This window comes from Aeromonas sp. TW 6 (assembly GCF_013168745.1).
Lineage (GTDB): Bacteria > Pseudomonadota > Gammaproteobacteria > Enterobacterales > Aeromonadaceae > Aeromonas > Aeromonas caviae.
The window spans coordinates 42,898-63,761 of sequence record NZ_JABERS010000011.1 but is presented as its reverse complement, the minus strand read 5'-3'; the positions used below and the strand labels follow the sequence as shown (position 1 = coordinate 63,761).

Genomic DNA, 20,864 nt, shown 5'->3' with positions numbered 1-20,864 from the left:
TTGTGTGGGTCCACCTTGTCGTCACTCACTTTTCTGCTGACAAAGCGGTTTACGTTTACGTAAACTACCAGCACTACCCTAGGCCAAGTCGAGCGCAGAGGCAAGATGGAACGCGAAGCAATGGAATTTGATGTCGTCATCGTCGGTGGTGGCCCGGCAGGCCTGAGCGCCGCCATCGCATTGAAGCAGCAGGCCCCGGCCCTCTCGGTCTGCCTGCTGGAGAAGGGGGCCGAGATCGGTGCCCACGTCATCTCCGGCGCCCTGCTCGATCCCGTCGCCCTCAGGGAGCTGCTGCCAGAGAGCTGGCAGGAGGCCCCCCTCGGCGTGCCGGTGACGGATGATCAGGTCCATCTGCTGCAAAGCGACAGCCGCTCCCTGCAACTGCCCCACTGGGCGGTGCCACCCCGCATGCACAATGACGGCAGCCACATCATCAGCCTCGGCACCCTCTGCCGCTGGCTCGGCAAGCAGGCCGAGGCCCTCGGTGTCGAGATCTACCCGGGCTTTGCGGCGAGCACCCTCATCGTGGAGGAGGGCCGGGTGCGCGGGGTGGTGACCGGCGATCTTGGCCTCGACAAGGAGGGCAACCCCAAGCCGGATCACGTGCCCGGCATGGCCCTGTATGGCCGCTATACCCTGTTTGCCGAAGGGGCGCGCGGCCACCTCGGCAAACAGCTGATCGCCCGATTCCATCTGGAAAATACCGCCCAGCCGCAGCATTACGCCATCGGCTTCAAGGAGGTGTGGCAGGTGCCTGCGGGACAATCCCATCCTGGGCGGGTGCTCCATGGCAGCGGCTGGCCCCTTGGTGAGGGAAAGGGCAACAAGAGTCAGGGGGGCTTTTATCTCTATCATCTGGCCCAGGATCAGGTGGCGGTCGGCCTTATCGTCGATCTCAACTACCAGAATCCCTGGCTCAGCCCCTTTGACGAATTCCAGCGTCTCAAGCACCACCCCCTCATCGCGGCAACGTTGCAGGGGGGCGAGCGCATCAGCTACGGCGCGCGGGCCATCACCAAGGGGGGCTGGCACTCATTGCCGCGCATGCACTTTCCGGGCGGCCTGCTCATCGGCTGTGATGCGGGCACCCTGGACTTCTCCCGCATCAAGGGGATCCACACCGCCATGAAGTCCGGCATGGTGGCGGCCGCGACGGTCGCCATGGCACTGCGAGGAGGGGATGAAGGGGGACGGGATCTGGCCGAGTTTCAGGACGCGCTGCTGCAAAGCTGGCTGACCCGGGAACTGAAGAGGGCCCGCAACGTTGGGGCCGCCCTGCACCGCTTCGGCCCCTGGCTCGGCGGCGCCTTCAACTGGCTGGAGCAGCGACTCTTTGCCCGGACTCCTCCTTTTACTCTGCTGGACAAGGAGCCGGATTACCGCCAGCTGCGCCTGGCCAGCCGTTGCCAGCCCATCGACTACCCCAAACCCGACGGCAAGCTCAGCTTCGACAAGCTCTCTTCCGTCTATCTGGCCAGCACCAGCCACGACGAGGATCAACCCTGTCACCTGACCCTTCAGGACGCGCGTATTCCGGTCGAGGTCAACCTGCCCACCTGGGCCGAACCCGCCCAGCGCTACTGCCCGGCGGGGGTGTTCGAGATCCTCGATGGGGATACCCGGCCAAGGCTGCAGATCAACGCCGCCAACTGCATTCACTGCAAAACCTGCGACATCAAGGATCCCAGCCAGAATATCGTCTGGACGCCGCCCCAGGGCGGCTCGGGCCCCAACTACCCCAATCTGTAACAGGCTTGCCCACGCAAACCAGAGCAGATAACAAGGAGACGCAGCCCCGGAACACCGCCCGGAGACCGTTTCCTGCGCTTGGCCGGGGGCTGTCGCAGGGCGACCAGCAACCCGCCATTCCCGCCGGTGAGCCCGGGCCCTCCCCCACACCAGGGCGAACAAAGGAGGCGACGCCGGGATCGCCCGCATCGGGGTCGCCACGGCTGATCCGACCTCGCCGCTTTTTTGAGCGAACAGGCTGAACCCCTGATGAATAGGCCCTGACAAGCGGGTCCCGCCCCTGTATAGTTCGCCGCATTCAGGTTGTCCATCGGCCTCGTTATGCTATTTCATGGGATCGCTTTCCGTGCGATCTAAGGCCGCATGAACCTGTGCAACCATCCCTGATTACCCATGACTTCTTAAGGGGGGACAGATGATCACCGCCTACATTCTCAACAACAAGGTGCTGGACATAGTCACGCTCGGGCCGGATGACATCGTTCCCGACAACACCGTCTGGCTGGATGCCTACAAGCCGGACACAGCGGAGCGAGAATGGTTGACGGGCCTGTTCCTGGAGGAGGTGCCGGACAAGGAGGAGCTCGATGACATCGAGGCATCCGCCCGATTCTACTGGGACACCGACGGTCTGCACATCCACTCCCTGTTTCCCCAGCGCATCGGTCGCGACACCAAGGGTGTGCACGTCTCTTTTACCTTGCGCAACAACCTGTTGATCAGCATTCGCGAGGATGACATCGGCCTGGTGCGTCTGCTGCGCCACTACATGCGCCAGGACAGGCTGGAGGTCGAAGACGCCCTCGACATCCTGCTGGAGGTGCAAAACCTCAAGGTGGAGTACCTCTCAGATCTCATCGAGGATGGCTACAAGACCCTGGAGAACACCGCCGATCAGATCTTCGAGCCGGACCAGATCAACCCCATGCTCAAGGAGCTGATGGCCCAGGAAGAGGCCAACGGCCAGATCCGTCTCTCCCTGCACGATACCCGCCGCGCCCTGCGCTTCCTCAAACGCAGTCTGCGCCAGCGCATGACGGGGGAGCAGAACAAGTGGATCGACGAGATGCTGCACGACGTGGAATCCCTGCTGCCCCATACCCAGTTCCTGTTCGACAAGATCAACTTCCAGCTGGAGGCCTCCATGGGGGTGACCAATCTGGAGCAGAACAAGGTGATCAAGATCTTCTCGGTAGCCGCGGTGATCTTCCTGCCGCCGACGCTTATCGCCAGCATCTACGGCATGAATTTTGGCCGCATGCCGGAGCTCGCCTGGGAGTATGGCTATCCCCTCTCCCTGGTGCTGATGGTGATGTCATCGCTGGGCACCGGTCTCTTCTTCAAGCGAAAAGGCTGGCTGTGACGCCGGAACCCGGCAACTAAAGACTGCGGATTGGGGGGCCTGGCCCCCCGATTAATTCCCGGCCGTTGCCGGCCTTGCAATGGCCTGCCCTGTGCCCCATATCCCCTTCATCACTCGCACTGCATGAATGGATACCGGGCCACCATGACCCTCTACCCCGAACACCGTTACGACGATCACGGCCAGTTGCGCCCCCCGCTCTGGTTCTGGCCCATCGCCCTCTTGCTGACCCGCTCGGTCTGGCTGTTTCTGATGGCGGGGGTCACCCGGGAGAGTGGCAGCGCCATCCTGACCCTCTTCTACCCGGACAAGCTCACCCTCTATGTCAGCCTGCTGACGGACGTGCCCGCCATGCTGGCGCTGCTCGCCTGCGGCGGCACCCATCGCCAGACCCACAGTGCCAGAGCCTGGCTCAGACGCCACAGCCCCTTGCTGCTGCTCTGCTCTGCCGTCAGCGGCCTTCTGATGCAACTGCACAGCCTCAATCTGCAGCAGTGGTCGTTCAACTGGCCCACCGCCCTGGTGCTCATCGCCAGCCTCTGGGCGCTCTGGTATCTGCTAAGAAGCCGCCAGTTGCGGGATTACGCCCTGGATCAGCCCCACTGACAGACTGGTTCACTGGCGCGTGACCCGGATCTGCAGAGTCTGGCGCTCGCTGCCGCTGGCCCCGCCCATGCCTGATGGATTGGCGATCGCGGCCTCCCGGCTGCCTTGGGTTGTGGAAAGCTCCCCCACCGTCAGCCACTGGCCCGGGGCGCCGCTCACCTCGGTGGCACTCTGGCCGGTGTGTATGTTGCCCCGCTCCACTCTTGCCTGTTCACTGCTGAGGGCCACCTGCACCCTGTCCCCTATCAGGGTCGCGGTGGCGTAGAGACCGTTCATCAGCGGCATCATGCCCACCACCCTTCCCCCCTGCCACTGGTAAAAGGTGACCGGCTGATAGGACCCCATCTGCAACAACACGGGCCGCCCGGAGAGGCCACGCACCTGCCAGTTGTCACTCTGGCTGCGTTCATAGTGCCGGGCATCCCCCTCCAGCAGCCACTGCCGTTTGGCATCAAGGCCCAGCCCCACTCCGGCCTGCTGACGGCTGGAGGCGCCATCCACCCGCCACTCGATGAGCAGGCTTTGGGGCGGCTGGTTCACTTGCGCCAGGGTACGCTCGGCCTCCTGCAACTGGGCGGGGGTTCCGCTCAGTACCAGCTGGTTGCCCATGGCGCTCACCCCGAGATCCGGGTAGATCTCCTTGAGCGTCTGCACCGCGGCATCCGCCTCGAATACCGGTATGACCTTCACTTCGGCCCTCAGGGGCAATGCCAGCAACAGGCAGCACCCCAGCCCCCAATACCCTGATCCTGCGCGCATCTTCTCCTCCCGGCGTTCACCGCCACCCTCTCGCTTCCTGCCATCATGGTCCATGGCGCCCCGATTGCAACGGGCCTGGTATGCATCCCCACACAGAGGCACCAGATAAAGACTCGTTAAGATACCAATCAATACAAATAAAAATGGTTATCATTTGTTGTCACAACAAAAACCCTCGGATACAATTCGGACTCATTTTTTCGAGTCAGCCTCTGATGAAGCCAGAATCCGTCGCATCCACCCCTGCCGCCATCCACCTGGCGCTGCTCATCAACATGCTCTCCATGGGCTGCATGATGATGGTGATGCCCCTTGGCCCGGAACTGGTAACCCGCCTGGGGATGCTGCCGGAGCAGACAGGTTACTTCAGCGGCGGCGCCACCCTGGGCGCCGCCCTGCTGGGCCTCCTGGCCGCCCCCTGGCTCGATCGGGTCAACCGCAAACCCGCCCTGCTGGTACTGCTGGTCCTGCGCTTCCTGCTCTTGATGGCTTGCGCCCTGGCCGAGGATAGCCAGACACTGCTGCTGCTTTTCATCCTGTCCGGCTGCGTGGCCGGCCCCCTGGGGGCCATCCTGATGGCGGCGGTGCTGGATCTGGTACCGCCCGCCGAGCGGGGCCGCCGCCTCGCCTACGTGGGCATGGCGTTTTCCCTGGCCGCCATTCTGATCGTGCCCGCGGCCCTCGTGCTGGCCCAGCGGTCTGGCTGGCAGAGCCCCTTCCTCTTGTTTGGTGCAGGCGGCCTGCTGCTGGCCCTGCTGTGTGCCATCTGGCTGCCGTCCCTGCCGGTCAACCGGGCCCCGGCAGGCCAGGGGATGCGCCAGTTGCTGGGGTCACCGCTCTGCCAGGGAGCCCTCTTCATCCTCTGCCTGCAGATGTTCGGCCACTTCCTGCTCATTCCGCACTTTGCCAACTACTTCCAGTTCAACCTGGGTTTCCCGCGCGAGCAGATCGCCAGCCTCTATCTGTGCGGCGGCCTTGCCAGCATGGCCACCATGCGCCTGTGCGGCGGCTGGATCGATCAGGGCCGCGCCCAGGGCGCCATCCTGCTCACCAGCCTGGCCCTGGCCCTGATCACCCTGGTGGGCTTTGCCTTGCCGGCAGGCCTGCCTCTCTATCTGCTGTTCACCCTCTTCATGGCCCTGAGCTCCGCCCGTGCCAGCACCACCCTCGCGGTCACGGCGGCCATTCCGGCCCCCCACCAGCGCGCCGCCTTCATGTCTTTCCAGGGCTCGGTCACCAATGTGGCCGCGGGCCTCGGCAGCCTGCTCTCCGCCAGATATCTGGTCTCCGACGAGGGGGGCGCCCTGCACGGTTTCCCCACCCTGGCCTGGATCAACATTGCGTGCACCCTGGTGGCCTGCGCCGGTGTCTGGTTCCTCATCCGGAGCCTGAAGAGCACAAGAGATAACAATAATCCTGCCTCTGGCACCGCCAGACAAGGAAGTCAGTGAGCACCGGATCAGAAGAATCCGGACCCCATAACCTCAGTTATATCCATGGAGTTTTTGACAATGCAGTTGCAGCACGGCCTCTTTAAACTGAACCCCATTCTGCTCTCCCTTGGTCTGCTGGCCGTACCGGGCCTGGCCCAGGCCGAGTCCGTCAAGGCCAACGAGACGGTGGTGGTCACCGCCACCCAGACCAAGCACACCGAGCTGACCGCCCCGGCCAGCGTCTCCGTGGTCACCCGCGCCGATCTGGACAAGATGAACGTCAACAACATCGGCGATGCCCTCAAGCACGTGCCCGGTGTCAACATCATCGGCACCAACCCCACGGGTCGCAACGAGATCAAGATCCGCGGCATGGGCGGTGACTACACCCTGCTGCTGGTCAACGGCAAGCGGGTCAACGCCCGCGAGACCCTGGGCAGCTCCTTTGGCAACGACTTCGACTTAAGCTCCATCCCCATGGCCGCCATCGAGCGCATCGAAGTGATCCGCGGTCCCGTCTCCTCCCTGTACGGGGCCGATGCCCTCGGCGGCGTGGTCAACGTGATCCTGCGCCAGGCCAAGGAGAACACCGAAGCGGCCGTCGGCTACACCCACACCATGCCCACCAAGGGGGATGGCGGGGATGCCAACCAGGGTAGCGCCTTCGTCTCCGGCGCCCTGATCGACAACAAGCTGCTGGGCAGCGTGGTGGTGGAAGGCTATCAGCGGGATCGCTGGAAGAGCGAGCAGTCCAACAACCCGGATGCCGACGCTCTGGAGAAACGGGAAGTGGTCAACGTGCTCTCCAGCCTGAAGTGGCTGGTGGCCGACAACCAGGACATCGACTTCGATCTGGGTTACAACCAGAACGACATGGACAGCTACTTCAACAACGTGCCCCGTGCCCCGACCGCACCGGCCACCCCCCACAACGTGCAGAAACTCGATCGCCTGAGCCTGGGGCTGACCCATAACGGCCGTTGGGAACACTTCGACAGCCGCGCTCGTTACTACTTCGAGCAGACCGATCTGATGGATGACTCCCAGCTCAACGGTGGCGCCGCCGACATCACCCAGACCAACAACACGGTGGATGGCCAGTTGAGCGGCTACCTCGGGGATCACCTGCTGACCTCGGGTGCAGAGTTCCGCAAGACCGAGCTGGAGCACAGCCGCAGCATCCAGAACGGCAGCGTGGATGCGAGCCAGAGCGCCCTCTACCTGCAAGACGAGTTCGGCTTTGGGGATCTGGCCCTGACGCTCTCCGGCCGTCTGGATCACCACGAGACCTATGGCAACGAGTTCAGCCCCCGTGCCTACGCCCTCTACTCCCTGAGTGACGAGTGGGTGATCAAGGGCGGCGCCGGCAAGGCGTTCAAGGCCCCGACCCTGGCCCAGTCCAGCGAAGGGTTCGCCACCACCGCCTGCCGCGGCGCCTGCAAGGTGATAGGCAACCCGGATCTGAAGCCGGAAACCTCCGTCAGCTACGAGCTTGGCACCGCCTACAACGCCGATCGCTTCGGTGCAGGCGTGACCGGCTTCCACAACGAGATCGAGGATCTGATCCAGAGCGATCAGTGGGGCCCGGGCTACCGTCCGACCGTCATGACCTACCTCAACGTCAAGAAGGCCCGCATCAAGGGGCTGGAGCTGACCGGCTGGTTCGACGTGCTGGACAACGTGCAGCTGACCGGCAACCTGACCCTGCTGGACTCCGAAGACAAGAGCACGGGTGACGATCTGGCCAAGACCCCGGATCACACCGGCAACATCGGCCTGGACTGGAAGGCGAGCGACGTCGTCAGCGCCAACCTGGCCTGGCAGTATGTCGGCAGCCAGGTGATCAAGGTGCCGGCCCGCAACGCCCAGGCATTCACCTCCAAGCACTACCAGACCCTGGACGTGAACACCAAGTGGACCGTCACGCCGGCCCTGGACTTCAAGCTCGGCATCACCAACCTCACCAACACCCAGCGTGACGAGGTGGCGACCGACGCCGACTTCATCCTGGAAGGTCGCACCGTCTACGCAGGGGTCGATTACAAGCTGTAATCCATCCTGTATGCGGGAGCCCCGGTCGCGGGGCTCCCTTTTTGCGTTTCTGCCTCCCCGAATTCAAGGAGTCATTGAGTGCTCAGATACCAAGCTCGGCTGTTCTGGCTCGGCGTGCTGCTCCTCTTCCTGCTGATTTGTCTGTCACTGGCCACCGGGGCCGGTGTCTATGGTGGCCGCGAAGTCGCCGGTTTCCTGATGGGCGATCCCGCCTTCGTGGCCGATGAAAAGCTCGCCATGATAGTCCATACCCTGCGCCTGCCCCGCACCCTGGCAGCCCTGGTGGTGGGGGCATCACTCTCCCTGGCGGCTTCCATGCTGCAAAGTGCCACCCGCAACCCTCTGGCCGAACCCGGCCTGCTCGGGGTCAATGCCGGCGCCGTCTTTGCCCTGGTGATCGGCCTCACGTGGTTTGGCGTCGAATCCGCCTACGGGTATCTGCTCTGGTCCGGCATGGGGGCCCTGCTCGGCAACCTCATCGTGCTGGGCCTCGGCCTCATGGTGGGGCGCTCCAACCCCCTCAAGCTCATCCTGGTGGGGGTCGCCCTCTCCGCCACCTTCGGCGGTCTTTCCAACTTCCTGCTGCTCTCCAACCGGGTGGTGCTGGAGCAGTTCCGCTTCTGGAACTTAGGGTCCCTTGCCGCCTCCAGTCTGGAAGCTGTACTCACCGTGGTCCCCTTCGCCCTTGCCGCCCTGCTGCTGACCCTGGCGCTCTGTCGCCCTCTCACCCTGATGCAAATGGGGGATCACCAGTCCAGGGCCCTCGGCATCCGCCCCACCCGGGTGCGGATCGGCGTGCTCTTGGCCGCAACGCTCTTCACCGCCTGCGCCATCGCCATCGCCGGTCCCATCGGCTTTGTCGGCTTCCTCGCCGCCTACTGCGCCCGCCTGGTGGAGCCGGTTCGCCTCGCCATCCAGGTGCGCTTCTCTGCCCTGTTCGGGGTGCTCTTTCTGCTCGGTGCCGATGTGCTGGCCCGCTGGCTTATCCAGCCCTACGAGCTGCCCAACGGCGTCATTCTGGCGCTCATCGGGGCGCCTGTGCTCATCCTGGTGGTGCGCAGCGGCGGCTTCCGCTCCCTGCTGGCCGTCAAATAAGGTGCCACGCCCATGAAGAACTCTCTCTCACTCCCGAGCGGCACCCTCTGCCTTCGCCTTGGCAGCCGCACCCTGTTGCTGCACCGCCGCGCCTGGCTCATCACCCTGGGGCTCCTGGTCGCCCTCACCCTGCTCTCCCTGCTGGCCCTCACCCTGGGTTCCGGCAAGATCACCATGATGGGGGTGATCCAGACCCTGCTCGGGGAGGGAAGCCGACTCGATCAGGTAACCGTCTTCAAGATCCGACTGCCGCGCCTATTGGCGGTGCTGGTAGCCGGCGCCGCCATGGGACTCTCGGGCTGCCTGGTGCAGACCCTGGTGCGAAACCGCCTCGCCACCCCGGACATGATCGGGGTCAACGAGGGGGCATCCCTGGCCATCATCATCTTCTCCCTCTATCTGACCCTGGGTACCTGGCCCTGGTGGGCCGCCCCCTTCGGCGCCCTGTTTGCCGCCGCCGTGCTCTATGCCCTGTGCAACAAGCCGGGGGAGCAGGGCTACCTGTTCGTGGTGATCGGCATCGGGGTCTCGGAGCTGATGAATGCCCTCGGCCAGTTCGTCATGTCCACCCAGTCCCTGGTGCACCTCACCAGCCTCTATCTGTGGAACATGGGCAGCTTCGTCGGTCAGGGCTATGGCACCTTGCTGCCGGTAAGCCTGCTGCTCCTGCTCATCTGCCCCTGGACCGTCTGTCTCTCCCGCTCCCTCGGCGTGCTGCGCCTGGGACCGGTCACCGCCCGTACTCTCGGGGTCAACGTGAACCGGGTCCAGCTCGGGGTGCTGGCCCAGGCCATCATCGTCGCAGCCCTTGGCACCGCCATCGGCGGCCCCGTGGTTTTCATCGCCATGGCGGCACCCATCCTTGCCTCCTGGCTCAGCCGGGATCGCATCGTGCCGCTCTGGATTGCCGCCCTGTGCGGCGCCCTGATGCTGCTCGCCAGCGACACCCTGGTGCGGGTGCTGGCCAGCCCCCACGAAGTGGCTACCGGCATCATGACCCGCATTCTCGGCGGCCTGCTGCTGCTCTTCATCCTGCTCAAAGATCGCCAGAAGGCCGACTGACCATGGCATTCATCCATTTTCAATACAGACCGAGGGCCGCCCGATGACGCTCACCGTGAACCGACTCCAGTTCGGCTACCCGCAAAAGACCATCTTCAAGGAGATCTCCTTCTCCCTCCCCCGGGGCAAGCTGGTGGGGATCGTCGGCCCCAACGGCGGCGGCAAATCCACGCTGCTCAAGCTCCTTGCGGGACAGGAGCAACCCCGGTCCGGGGAGATCCTGCTCAAGGAGAAGCCACTCGGTGCCTATGGCGCCAAAGCCCTGGCTCGGGAACTCGCCTATCTGCCCCAGCGCCCCCTGGTCCCCCCCGGTATCCTGGTGGAGCAGCTGGTGCAATATGGCCGCCATCCCCATCAGGGCTGGTTCAATCAGTGGAGCGAGGAAGATGCCCGCATGGTGGACTGGGCCCGGGAGCGGATGCAGCTTGATGCCATCTGGCATCAGAGCGCCAGTTCGCTGTCCGGCGGTCAGGCCCAGCGGGTGTGGCTCGCCATGGTGCTGGCCCAGGATGCGGACATCATCTTGCTGGACGAGCCCACCAGCGCGCTGGACATCGGCCACCAGACCGAGGTGATGGAAGCCATCCATCGGGTCGCCGCCGAGGGCAAGACGGTGCTTATCGTCATCCACGATCTCGCCACCGCCGCCCGCTACTGTGACGAGCTGATTGCCCTGGGGGATGGCGCCATCCAGGCCATGGGCCCGGCCCGGGAGGTGGTGACCAAGCCCCTCATCGATCGCCTCTACCAGACCGATGTGGACATACTGCACACCCCCGGCGACGGGGCCCCTGTCATCGTGCCCCGCCGACGCGCTGACGAAGTGCCCCGCCTGCGCACCGACCATGACGTGTCGGCCTGAGCAAGACCCTGTGCCAGAGAAAGAAACCGCCTGATGGCGGTTTCTTTCTCTGGGCTTTGCGTTGGCGTTATCCGGGCGCTGGTATCGTGCTCACAGCAGCAAGACGGTAAGCACGCCCCCCGGCAGGGCTTGCCAGTGCAGGGTGGCGCGCCAGCCGGCGGGCAGGGTCGGCGTCAGCGGGCATTTGAGCTCCAGGGTGAGAGTCTGCGCCGTCATGGCGAGCCAGCGGGCATCGAGAAAGTCAAAGTAGCGCCCCACCCGGGGATAGAGCCCCTTGAAGAGGCTCTCCTTGGCGGAAAACACCAGGGTCACGCCCTCTGCCAGGCTCAGCTGGGCGTCGTGAACCCCCGCCTCCAGCCGTCCCCACTCCTCCCCATCCATGATGCCGGGCCAGAGCTGCGCCCCTTGGTCGCCATCGAGCCAGGCCTCCAGATCCAGCCCAATTCCCTCCTGGCCCGGGCGCACCGCACACAGGGCCACCCCCTCTCCCGCCAGCCGGCTGTGGCTGATGCTCCCCTCCACCCCTTCAGGCCAGAGTGGCTCCCGGGCCGCTCCGATGGCCACGCTGCATCCAGCAAGACCGAAGGGACGCAGGGCCTCACGGGCTGCGAGACGCCCCGCCAGAAACTCCCCGAGGCGCTTGGGGGCACCCTGCAATGAAGCAGGCAGGATGATGCCCTGGGCCCCAAAGCACTCCGGCGAGAAGGCGGCGGGATCAAAACAGACCCGATGAAGAGGCAGCGTCTCAAGACCCGGCAGGCACAAGGTATCGAATTGACGGACAAAGGATCCATCGAGTGAGGGACAACGAGGCAACATGAAAGGCTCCTGACAGGGGCCTGCGATGGTACCAAAGCAAGCCGAGGCCATGCCACAAATACAAATGACAACGCTTCTCACTTGCTTTGTGGTAGCATGTCCCCGCCCATTCGGGGCTGGCCGGGCGGCTCTCAGGCACTTTCCACAGACTCCGGCCCACCGATTTCACCCATAAGGATGTCACCATGAAGATCTTCTCCCCGCTGGCCACCTTGCTCATGCTGGCCAGCCTGACGGGCTTCCAGGCCCAGGCGGGCAGCCGCCAGGTCATCGATGCCAACGGCCAGCCCCAGAGCGTCCCCGATGCGCCCCGGCGGGTCGTCGTGTTGAGCGAACTCGATCTCGACAGCGCCCTGACTCTGGGGGTGCAGCCGGTAGGCACCGTCAATGGACGCGGCCAGTCCACCCTGCCCCGCTATCTGCTGGACAAGGCGGGCAAGGAGATCGCCGTGGTCGGGGATCTGGACAACCCCAATCTGGAGACCCTCATCGATCTGGAGCCAGACCTCATCCTCACCGGCCAGACCAAGCCCGAGCTCCTCGCCCTGCTCAAGGAGATCGCCCCCACCGTCGTCACCGGCAACTGGGGCGAGCCCTGGAAAACCGTGTTCGGTCGCAGCGCCGACGCGATGAACCGGGGGGCCGAGGCCAAGGCGTTCCTCACCCGGTATGAGGCCCGCCTGGCAGAGGCCCGCAGCAAGCTCGCCCAGCATCAGGGTGAACAGATGAGCATAGTGCGCTGGAACCCCAAGGGGCCGAGCTACATGCACGGCGGCACCTTTGCCAGCAGCGTGGTCACCGAGATGGGGCTCACCCGCCCCTCCCACCAGATTGGCGACAAGAGCCCCCACTCCCCGGCCCTGAGCCTCGAATCCCTCAACCTGCTGGACGGTGACTGGCTGGTGATCGGCACCCTCAGCACCAGCGGGGATGCGGTGGATGCCATGAAGCAGGCCGAGCAGACCCCGGCCTTCCAGCAACTCGGCGCCATCAAGGGCAAGCGCTTCGGCGCCGTGGACGGGTCGCTGTGGACCTCCACCGGCGGCCCCCAGGCGGCCCTCAAGGTGATCGACGACGTCGAGCGCCTGCTCACCAAACCGGATGCCGCCCCCATCGCTCACTAAGCCCCCTCGGTTTACAGCCAACAAGAAGCCCGCATGATGCGGGCTTCTTTTTTATCCATCGCTCTTACCGTCCGGCAAGGCCGCCTACTCGGGCAAGGGCAGCGCCTTTCTGTCGAGCTTGCCGCTACCGGTCTTGGGCAGTGCATCCAGCAGGATAAGCCGCGCCGGCACCATGTAGTGAGGCAGCGTCGCCTGCAGCCCCTTGCGCAGGGCGAGGCGATTGAGCGTCACCCCGCTTTTCGCCTCCACGTAGCCCACCAGCATGGCCTCGTCCCCCTCACCCACCAGACGCACCGCCGCCTCCTGCACCCCGGCTTGACGACGTAGTCCCGCCTCCACTTCGCCGAGCTCGATGCGAAAACCGCGCAGCTTGATCTGATCGTCACGCCGCCCCAGATAAAGGAAGCGGTCCGCCCCAAGGAGGCGCACCCGATCGCCGGTGCGATAGAGGCGATGGGTGGCAAGGCGCAGGAAGGCGGCGCTGGTTAAGGCCGGCTTGCGCCAGTACCCCTCGCACAGGGCCGGGCTCTCGATGCAGAGCTCGCCACACTCTCCCTCTGCCACCGGCTGCCCCGCCTCGTCCAGCACCCAGTGACGATAGCCGGGCAGGCTGTGGCTGATGGTGATCTGCCCGCCAACCGGCGGCCAGCGCACCTCGCTCACCAGGGACCAGACGGTGGCCTCGGTGGGCCCATAGCAGTTCCACAGTCGCCGGGTGCGGGCACAGAGCTGCTCGGCCAACCCAGAGTCCAGCGCCTCGCCACCGCACAGGGCGGTGAGGGTATTGCGCCCCTGCCAGCCGGCCTTGAGCAGCATGCGCCAGCAGGCTGGGGTGGCCTGCAGCCAGTTGATGGAGGGGTCTGCCTCGAGCAAGGCCAGCATCCCCATCGGATCCTTGTTGTGCTCACCGCCAGCCACCGTCAGCCGGCCACCGCCCCAGAGCGGCCCCAGCATCTCCAGCAGGGAGATGTCGAAGGCCGGGGTGGTGATGAAGAGCCAGTGGCAGCTCGGTGATAGCCCGAGCCGCTCGCGGATCCCGTCGAGGAAGCAGAGCAGGGCCCGCCGGCTGATGACCACCCCCTTGGGCTCGCCGGTGGAGCCCGAGGTGAACATCATGTAGGCAGCCAGGGCGTCATCCACCTGAGGCCAGGAGATCGGCCCTGCCGCTGCCGGCCCGTCGAGGGTACGCAGCGGACAGCCGAAGGCGGGAGCCGGTCTGTCGCCGTCGCAGATCACCGCCGACAGGCGCGCCTGGCGTGCGATCCCCTGCAGTCGTTCCACCGGAAAATCCGGCTCAAGGGGCACGAAGGTGAGACCGAGGCGCAGGCAGGCCAGCAGGCTGGCCACCAGATCGGGGCTGCGGGAGAGATAGAGGCCAACCCGCTCCCCCACCGCCAGCCCCTGCAAACGGGCGGCAATCTCGCCGACCCTGGCATTGAGCGCGCCGTAGCTAAGCCACTGTTCATCTGATCCGCCCTCACTGATGCCCTCCCCGCCCATGCGAATGGCGGGAGCCAGCGGGGTGGCGGCCAGACAGGCCGCCAGCCGCGCCCCCAGGTTGGCCGCCCCCTCACGGGGGGCAGGCCGGGTTTGCACGAGCGGAGCCTCATGCTTGATGGTCACGGTCATAGCGCTGCCTCCGTTTGGCGCACCAGCCAGTGCCGATAGAGCCGGCAGGGGGATGGATGGGCCTTGAGGGCCTGCAGGGTAAGTGGTACCCGCTCCTGGCCAAACGCCTCGTTGAGGGCCGCCAGCAGGGCGAGCTGCTGCACCGAATCCACCCCGAGTTCACACAGGGTCTGCTGCCAGATGCCGGGCACGCCACACTGGCGCTCCCACAGGGCCACCAGCACGCGGGCCTCGGCCGGCGGTTGCGTCAGGCCGGGTTCAGCTCTGGTGGCGGCCATTTGTGTGGCTGCCGATAGTGTGGCAGCCCCTTGCGCCCTCACTGGGAACAGCGCGGCCGCCGCCACGCTGGCCGGTTGGCCCAGATCCGTCTGCGCCAACCAGTCGAGCTCGGCCAGCCAGTCAGCCAGCACCGCCTCGGCCCGGGCCTCGGGGATCTGCTCGCCGTCGAACTCGAGGCGCAGCTGGAGCGTCTCGCCCCGGCTGCTGACCACCAAGGAGAGCGGCAGCTCCACCTTCTCCACCACGGCGCCAAAACGTGGCACCAGCTGGTGAGGTTCGGGGGCGACAGGGGCCGCCGGCATGGGGTAGTTCTCAAACACGAACAGGCTCTGGAACAGACGTGCCCGGCCTTTGGTCAGTGCCGCCAGCGACTGGGTACCGTGCTCATTGAGCGCCATCAGATCGGTCTGCAACCGGGCGATATGCTCGGCCAGGGTCAGCTCGGTGCGCCACGCCAGGGCCAACGGCAGGCTGTTGATGTAGAGCCCGACGCTCGCGGTGATCCCCTCGATGGGGTAGTCCCTACCCGGGGTCACGTTGCCCACCAGGGTAACGGCATCGCCAGAGCGGCGAGCCAGCAGACGGTGCCAGGCATATTGGGCCAACAGGCCCGCGGTCACGCCAAGGTCGCGGGCACGATGGGCGAGCAAGGTCGCCACCTCGGTCGGCAGCACAGTGACGCACACCGCCGGTCGCTGCTGGGTGTGGCGTCCGCTTGCGCTAGCGTCCAGCGTCACCCCGAACAAGCAGGCGAGATCGTTAGGCTTTGTTAGCAGCTCCTCCCGCCCCTGCCAGTAAGCCTCGGCGCTGCGGGCTTGGCTGGCGATATGGCGACCAAACTCGAGCCAGGCGGTATCCGGCTCGCCTTGCGGCAACAGGCCGTTCATCAGCGCCTGATAGGCGCGATGCAAGGAACCCAGCAACACGGGGCCGCTCCAGCCATCCAGCACGCCGTGATGGGCGCTGAAGATCACCTTGTGGTGATCGGGGGCCAATTTGAAACAGGCAAGGCGCAGCAGGGTGGCCTGCTCGAGCGGGATCGGGCGGGCCAGATCCTGCTCGCGGTAGACCTGGACCCGTGCCTCTGCATGTTCCACTTCAGACAAGTCCTCATAGTGGAATGGCAACTCGGCATGCTTGAGGATACGCTGCAGCGCCACCCCATCCGCCAGCACCAGTTCGCTGCGAAGGGCCGGCCAGCGGGCAATCTGCCCCTGCCAGGCCTGACGGTAGACCGCCACGTCCAGCGGCTGGTGATAGTCGACCTCGGTCTGCAGGTGATAGGCGTGATCCCGGGGCAGCAGCGCCCTGTGATGGAACATGCTCTGCTGAAGCGAGGTCATGGGCAGCAGGGTCTCCACCTCGCGTCCGCTCAGCACCCGATCGAGCGCAGCTTGCGAGAGGCCAAGCCCCGGGAAGTCGCTCGGGGTATGGCGCGGAGCCTTCACCGTGCAGCAGTGTTCCACCAGCGCCGTCAGGTTGTCCGCCAGCCGCGCCATCAGGGCGTCGCTCGCCTGCTGGTTGAGGGCGCCCACCTGGCGCAGGGTGAGGCGGCCATCAAACACGCCACCGTGCAGACTGACCAGCTCACGCGGCAGGTTGTCAGGGGACGTGGGTGCCCCCGGCGCCAGCGGCAGCGGCTGCCAAGGTTGAGCAGCCTCGCCCTGATGGCTGACCCCCAGGTAGTTGAAGACCACCAGGGCTTCGGGCAGTGCCCAGCCACGGGGGTGGTGCAGTCGCAGGGCGTTGAAGCCCACCCCCTTGTCCGGCACGGCGCGCAGCTGCTCCTTGGTGGCGCAGACCAGCGCATCCCACGCCCCGGCATCCGCCAGTGCCAGCGGGTAGGTGCTGGTGAACCAGCCCAGGGTACGGCTCACGTCCAGTTCCGCATCGATGGCCTCACGGCCGTGTCCTTCCAGCATCACGCAGTGACGGCTGCCGTAACCCTGCTCGCTCAGGGTACGGGTCAGGGCCGCCAGCAGCAGGTCTGGCACCCGGGTGAAGTAGGCCTGGTTGGCGGTGTCGATGAGACGGGCTGTGGTCTCCTGACTCAGTTGCAGCACGCTGGCGGCGGCGCGGCCATCGGCGGCGCGGGCCGCTTCCAGCAGGTGACCCTGGCTGCCCTCCCCCTGAGCCAGCCAGAAGCCAAGCTGATCCTCTTCCCGTTTGGCGTAGGCCGCCAGCCCCTCGCCCCACTGGCGATAGCTGCTGCCCTTGGCGGGCAGCGGCTCGCCCCTGCTCACCCGGGCCAGATCTTCGGCCAGAATGCGCCAGGAGACCGCATCGATCACCAGGTGATGGAAGGCGAGGAAGAGCCCCTCCACCGTCTCGCGCTCGCCCTCCCGCTCACCTTCCAGAGAGAGATTCCGCAGGCGGGCCCAGGCCAGGGTGTGGCCGCTGGCGGGGTCGAGCTCTCCCTGCAGCTCGGTCAGGCGGGCCTGCAGTTCGTCCTCATCGAGGCTGCCAGCATCCAGGGTCGGTAGCGGCGGCAATGGCAGTTCGGCCAGGTAGCGCTGGCCGGTCGGGGTCACCGCCAGACGCAGGGCATCGTGGTGCTGGCGCAGGGTATCCAGCCAGCCGCGCAGGGCCTCATCGTCCACCCCTGCCGGCAGGCGCAGGATCACCCCCTGGTTCCAGTGACCGGACTTGGCAAAGCCCTGCTCGAAGAACCAGTGCTGAATGGGGTGGAGCGGGAACTCGCCGGTCAGGCTGCCCTGCTCGCTCCTGTGGCTGACGGCCTGCTGCTGGCCGAGCTGGCGGCAGAGGCGGCGCACCGTCTTGGCTTCGAACACGTCCTTCACGCTGCAGTGCAACCCGGCATCCCGCAACCGGGTGGTGAGCTGGATGCTGAGGATAGAGTCACCGCCCAACCGGAAGAAATCATCCTCCACCCCGAGCGGCTGCTTGAGCACCCCTTGCCAGATGGCGAGCACGGTCTGCTCCAGTTCGTTTTGCGGCTCGCCCTTGCTCTGCTGCCAGACGATGGCGGGCAGGCGGCGCAAATCCAGCTTGCCGTTGGGGGTGAGCGGCATCTCGGGCAGCCAGCAGAGGCGCGCCGGCACCATGTATTCGGGCAGGCACTCGCCGGCCCGCTGCAGCAGGGCATCGCCATCGGGCTCGCTCGCCCCTGCCTGCAAACAGGCGTAAGCGAGCAGGCGCCCCTCCTGCACCACCACCTTGATCTGACGCATCGCCGGGCACAATTCGGCGAGCCGGGTCTCTATCTCACCCGGCTCGATGCGATAGCCGCGCAGCTTGATCTGCTCGTCTATCCGGCCCAGATACTGGATGTTGCCGTCGCGGCGCAGCAGGGCCCGATCGCCGGTGCGATAGAGGCGATGGGTACGTTCCGCCAGCGCCAGCTCGATAAAGGCCTCCTGAGTGCGCTCCGGCAGATTGAGGTAGCCGCGAGCCAGCCCCAGCCCCGCCAGGCAGAGCTCGCCGGGGACCCCCACCGGGCAGGGGTTGCCCGCCTCGTCAAGAATCAGCGCCTTCAGGTGGTTGATCGGTCGACCTATGGTGATGGGCGCCCCCGGGGTGAGCCGCGCGCAGAGCGCGGTGACGGTGCACTCGGTCGGGCCGTACATGTTGAACAGCGCCACCCGCTCTCCCCAACGATCCACCAGGCTGCTCGGGCACGCCTCGCCGCCAAAACCGATGGCCTTGAGGGAGCCGAGATCCGTCGGTGGCAGCAGGTTCGCGAGCAGGGCGGTCGGCAAAATCATATGGCTGGCGCCCTTGCTGATGGCGGCAGCGATCACCCCTTCCCCCGGCTCGCCGAAGTGCAGGGCTGCGCCGCAGTAGAGCGGCAGCAAAGTGGTCATGTTGCCCGCATCAAACGAGAGGGACATGCAGTTGAACATGGCGCCACTCTGATCAATGGCGATGCGATCGCCGTGATCCGCCATCAGGTTGACCAGGCTGCCCTGCTCCACCATGACCCCCTTGGGTAGGCCGGTGCTGCCGGAGGTGTAGATGATCTGGGCCAGCATGGCAGCGTCCCGAGGCAGTGCGGGCGTGCTGGTTGGCATCTTGTCCAGCGCCAGCTGGTGCAGGTTGTGGTAACCGGCATCTGTGCCCTTGATGGCCTCGGCAAGCCGGGCGTCCGGCTCTCCCCCGAGCACCAGCGCAATACAGGCGTCGCTCAGGATATGGGCAAGCCGCTCGGCGGGATAGGCAGGGTCGAGGGGCACATACGCCGCCCCCGCCTTCCAGCAGGCGAGCAGGGCGATGACGAAGGCGACATCGCGTCTGGCCTGGATGCCGATGGCGGCGCCCGGGGTGACGCCCTGAGCCAGCAGCCAGTGGGCCAGCCGGTTGGCACGCGTATCCAGCTCGCCATAGGTCAACGATTGCGCGCCGTCGCTCACCGCCAACGCGCCCGGCAACTGAATAGCGCGCCGCTCGATATGGCAGAGCAGAGTGTCGCGGCTCGGGTAATCCCGCGGCAGGTCGGCAAGCTCGGCGGCGAGCGCCGCCTGGTCGGTGCCCGCCTCCAGCGGCAACTGCCAGATGTCGGTCTCGGGGGCCGCCACCACGGCGCGCATCAGGTGCAGCAGACGATCGGCGTAGGCCTGGATGGTCTCCCGCTCGAACAGGGCGGTGGCGAACAGCCAGTCCACCCGGACGGAGTCCATCAGCTCGGTCACCTTGACCGAGATGTCGGTCTTGGCAGGCAACACAGGCGAGGTCTCCTCCACCAGCTGGCAACCGGGGATGAGATCGTTGAAGTCCACCTTGGCCTGATAGACCAGCATGATCTGGAAGATGGGGTTGATGGCGGTGGTGCGATCGGCGCCGATGGCCTCGGCCAGCGCCTCGAAACGGTAGAGCTGGTGATCGAAGGCCGCCAGATCCTCCTCCCGGCACTGCTGCAGATAGTCGACAAAGCTGGGCTTGCCGCTGAGTTGAGTGCGCAGCACCAGCGTATTGACAAAAAAGCCCACCAGCGACTCGATCTCGTGGCGCTCGCGATAGGCGAGCGGGGTGCCGATCACCACCTCCTTCTCGCCGCTCTGGCGCACCATCAGCAATGCAAACAGGGCGTGCAGACCGATGAAGTTGGAGGTGCTGTGGCGCTGACAGAGGCGCTTGAAGCTCTCCCACAGGTCGCTCTCGATGGTGGAGAAGACCAGCTCGCCGCCGCTGTCCTGATGGGCCGGGCGCGGCTTGTCGAGCGGCAGACCGTGCACCTCGGGGCTGCCACCGAGCCGATCGACCCAGAACGGTTTGAACTCGGCGTGATAATCGAGAAAACGCGGTGAGTTGAACCAGCGGGCATAGTCGATGTAGGTGAGCGGCAGCTCGCTTACCTGCAGAGGCTCGCGGTTCTGATGGGCAAGAAAGGCACGCTTGAGATCCGCGAACATGTTCTTGACCGACCAGCCGTCGGAAATGATGTGGTGCTGGGTGATCAGCAGCACGTGCTCGCGGCTGCCGAGCCGAATAAGATGCACCCGGCTGAGATCCCCCTGGGTCAGGGAGAAGGGGCGGCCTATCTCCTCGCGCACCCGGCGGGCCACATAGGCCTCCCGCTCGGCAGCGGGCTCTGTGCTCACGTCCTCAATCTGCAGTTTGAAGGGCGTGTGGGGCAGGATCTCCTGGGCCCCCCTGCCCGCCTCGTCCTTGATGAAGCGGGTACGCATGCTGGGGTGGCGGGCAAACAGGTGGTCGAAGGCAAACTCCAGCGCCGCCGTGTCCAGCTCTCCCTTGACGCGAAAATAGACCGGCATGTTGTAGAGGTGGGAGGCCTCCTCGTACTGCTCGATAAACCAGAGCCCGCTCTGGGACGACGAGAGCGGCCCCTGCCGGGCGCCCTCGGCATCACGTTGCGCAAGAATGGGTGCCTCGAAAGCGGCACGGGCCGCCAGGCAGCGCACCAGCTCATCCTTGTGGGCCTTGATGGTGGCACCGATGGCCGGCGTCACCGCCTCCTTGCTCGACTGGGAGATAAGCTGGCCCTTGTCGTTCAGCGCAAGCTTCACTCCCTGCCGTTCCAGCTGTTTCAACAGCAAAATCATATTGTTCATCTG

At 65.5% G+C, this 20,864-nt stretch carries 13 protein-coding genes; 9 read left to right on the top strand and 4 right to left on the bottom strand.

Annotated features, from left to right (window positions below):
• Positions 1–105: 105 nt before the first annotated feature.
• The 3 genes from HKD46_RS07665 (at position 106) to HKD46_RS07655 (ending at position 3,718) form a co-directional block, all read left to right on the top strand.
• On the top strand, positions 106–1,749 hold the full coding sequence (locus HKD46_RS07665; RefSeq protein ID WP_171865097.1) for an electron transfer flavoprotein-ubiquinone oxidoreductase: 1,644 nt from the start codon (positions 106–108) through the stop codon (positions 1,747–1,749).
• Positions 1,750–2,164: 415 nt separating this feature from the next.
• Positions 2,165–3,112: a magnesium/cobalt transporter CorA gene (gene corA, locus HKD46_RS07660; protein WP_005301617.1), complete on the top strand. Its 948-nt coding sequence runs from the start codon at positions 2,165–2,167 to the stop codon at positions 3,110–3,112.
• 144 nt (positions 3,113–3,256) lie between these two features.
• Positions 3,257–3,718 carry a DUF2919 domain-containing protein gene (locus HKD46_RS07655; protein ID WP_171865095.1) on the top strand — a complete coding sequence of 154 codons (462 nt, stop codon included), beginning with the start codon at positions 3,257–3,259 and terminating at the stop codon, positions 3,716–3,718.
• A 9-nt stretch (positions 3,719–3,727) separates the two neighbouring features.
• Here HKD46_RS07655 and HKD46_RS07650 read toward each other — a convergent pair whose 3' ends face one another.
• Complete coding sequence (locus HKD46_RS07650) at positions 3,728–4,477, bottom strand: hypothetical protein (RefSeq protein WP_103259986.1); 750 nt, start codon at positions 4,475–4,477, stop codon at positions 3,728–3,730.
• A 215-nt stretch (positions 4,478–4,692) separates the two neighbouring features.
• Between HKD46_RS07650 and HKD46_RS07645 the strand changes: the two genes are divergently transcribed.
• The 5 genes from HKD46_RS07645 (at position 4,693) to HKD46_RS07625 (ending at position 10,981) form a co-directional block, all read left to right on the top strand.
• Positions 4,693–5,928: an MFS transporter gene (locus HKD46_RS07645; protein WP_171865093.1), complete on the top strand. Its 1,236-nt coding sequence runs from the start codon at positions 4,693–4,695 to the stop codon at positions 5,926–5,928.
• A gap of 60 nt (positions 5,929–5,988) precedes the next feature.
• A complete protein-coding gene (locus HKD46_RS07640; protein ID WP_010674445.1) occupies positions 5,989–7,962 on the top strand; it encodes a siderophore amonabactin TonB-dependent receptor in 1,974 nt (657 codons plus the stop codon).
• A 78-nt stretch (positions 7,963–8,040) separates the two neighbouring features.
• Positions 8,041–9,057 (top strand): amonabactin ABC transporter permease subunit 2, encoded by a 1,017-nt coding sequence (locus tag HKD46_RS07635; RefSeq protein WP_010674444.1) that lies wholly within the window; start codon positions 8,041–8,043, stop codon positions 9,055–9,057.
• Positions 9,058–9,069: 12 nt separating this feature from the next.
• Positions 9,070–10,119 (top strand): amonabactin ABC transporter permease subunit 1, encoded by a 1,050-nt coding sequence (locus HKD46_RS07630; protein ID WP_161646491.1) that lies wholly within the window; start codon positions 9,070–9,072, stop codon positions 10,117–10,119.
• Positions 10,120–10,162: 43 nt separating this feature from the next.
• On the top strand, positions 10,163–10,981 hold the full coding sequence (locus HKD46_RS07625; protein ID WP_161646492.1) for an amonabactin ABC transporter ATP-binding protein: 819 nt from the start codon (positions 10,163–10,165) through the stop codon (positions 10,979–10,981).
• A gap of 90 nt (positions 10,982–11,071) precedes the next feature.
• Here HKD46_RS07625 and HKD46_RS07620 read toward each other — a convergent pair whose 3' ends face one another.
• Positions 11,072–11,800: a 4'-phosphopantetheinyl transferase gene (locus tag HKD46_RS07620; protein ID WP_161646493.1), complete on the bottom strand. Its 729-nt coding sequence runs from the start codon at positions 11,798–11,800 to the stop codon at positions 11,072–11,074.
• Positions 11,801–11,985: 185 nt separating this feature from the next.
• Here HKD46_RS07620 and HKD46_RS07615 point away from each other — a divergent pair, with 185 nt between their 5' ends.
• Positions 11,986–12,924, top strand: coding sequence for an iron-siderophore ABC transporter substrate-binding protein (locus tag HKD46_RS07615; protein ID WP_042017262.1), 939 nt, complete (start codon positions 11,986–11,988; stop codon positions 12,922–12,924).
• A gap of 84 nt (positions 12,925–13,008) precedes the next feature.
• On the opposite strand, the gene amoH is transcribed toward HKD46_RS07615, so the two are convergent.
• Both amoH and amoG read right to left on the bottom strand, forming a co-directional pair.
• Positions 13,009–14,553 carry an amonabactin biosynthesis glycine adenylation protein AmoH gene (gene amoH, locus HKD46_RS07610; protein WP_171865092.1) on the bottom strand — a complete coding sequence of 515 codons (1,545 nt, stop codon included), beginning with the start codon at positions 14,551–14,553 and terminating at the stop codon, positions 13,009–13,011.
• Entirely contained in the window at positions 14,550–20,861 is a 6,312-nt protein-coding gene (gene amoG, locus HKD46_RS07605; RefSeq protein ID WP_171865091.1) for an amonabactin biosynthesis non-ribosomal peptide synthetase AmoG, read from the bottom strand. The genes amoH and amoG overlap by 4 nt, the downstream gene beginning before the upstream one ends.
• Positions 20,862–20,864 lie beyond the last annotated feature (3 nt).

What these genes read in the sequence shown, in the direction of transcription:
- HKD46_RS07665 (WP_171865097.1), top strand. Translation starts at nt 106, where the DNA reads ATGGAACGCGAAGCAATGGAATTTGATGTCGTCATCGTCGGTGGTGGC.
- corA (WP_005301617.1), top strand. Translation starts at nt 2,165, where the DNA reads ATGATCACCGCCTACATTCTCAACAACAAGGTGCTGGACATAGTCACG.
- HKD46_RS07655 (WP_171865095.1), top strand. Translation starts at nt 3,257, where the DNA reads ATGACCCTCTACCCCGAACACCGTTACGACGATCACGGCCAGTTGCGC.
- HKD46_RS07650 (WP_103259986.1), bottom strand. Translation starts at nt 4,477, where the DNA reads ATGCGCGCAGGATCAGGGTATTGGGGGCTGGGGTGCTGCCTGTTGCTG.
- HKD46_RS07645 (WP_171865093.1), top strand. Translation starts at nt 4,693, where the DNA reads ATGAAGCCAGAATCCGTCGCATCCACCCCTGCCGCCATCCACCTGGCG.
- HKD46_RS07640 (WP_010674445.1), top strand. Translation starts at nt 5,989, where the DNA reads ATGCAGTTGCAGCACGGCCTCTTTAAACTGAACCCCATTCTGCTCTCC.
- HKD46_RS07630 (WP_161646491.1), top strand. Translation starts at nt 9,070, where the DNA reads ATGAAGAACTCTCTCTCACTCCCGAGCGGCACCCTCTGCCTTCGCCTT.
- HKD46_RS07625 (WP_161646492.1), top strand. Translation starts at nt 10,163, where the DNA reads ATGACGCTCACCGTGAACCGACTCCAGTTCGGCTACCCGCAAAAGACC.
- HKD46_RS07620 (WP_161646493.1), bottom strand. Translation starts at nt 11,800, where the DNA reads ATGTTGCCTCGTTGTCCCTCACTCGATGGATCCTTTGTCCGTCAATTC.
- HKD46_RS07615 (WP_042017262.1), top strand. Translation starts at nt 11,986, where the DNA reads ATGAAGATCTTCTCCCCGCTGGCCACCTTGCTCATGCTGGCCAGCCTG.
- amoH (WP_171865092.1), bottom strand. Translation starts at nt 14,553, where the DNA reads ATGACCGTGACCATCAAGCATGAGGCTCCGCTCGTGCAAACCCGGCCT.
- amoG (WP_171865091.1), bottom strand. Translation starts at nt 20,861, where the DNA reads ATGAACAATATGATTTTGCTGTTGAAACAGCTGGAACGGCAGGGAGTG.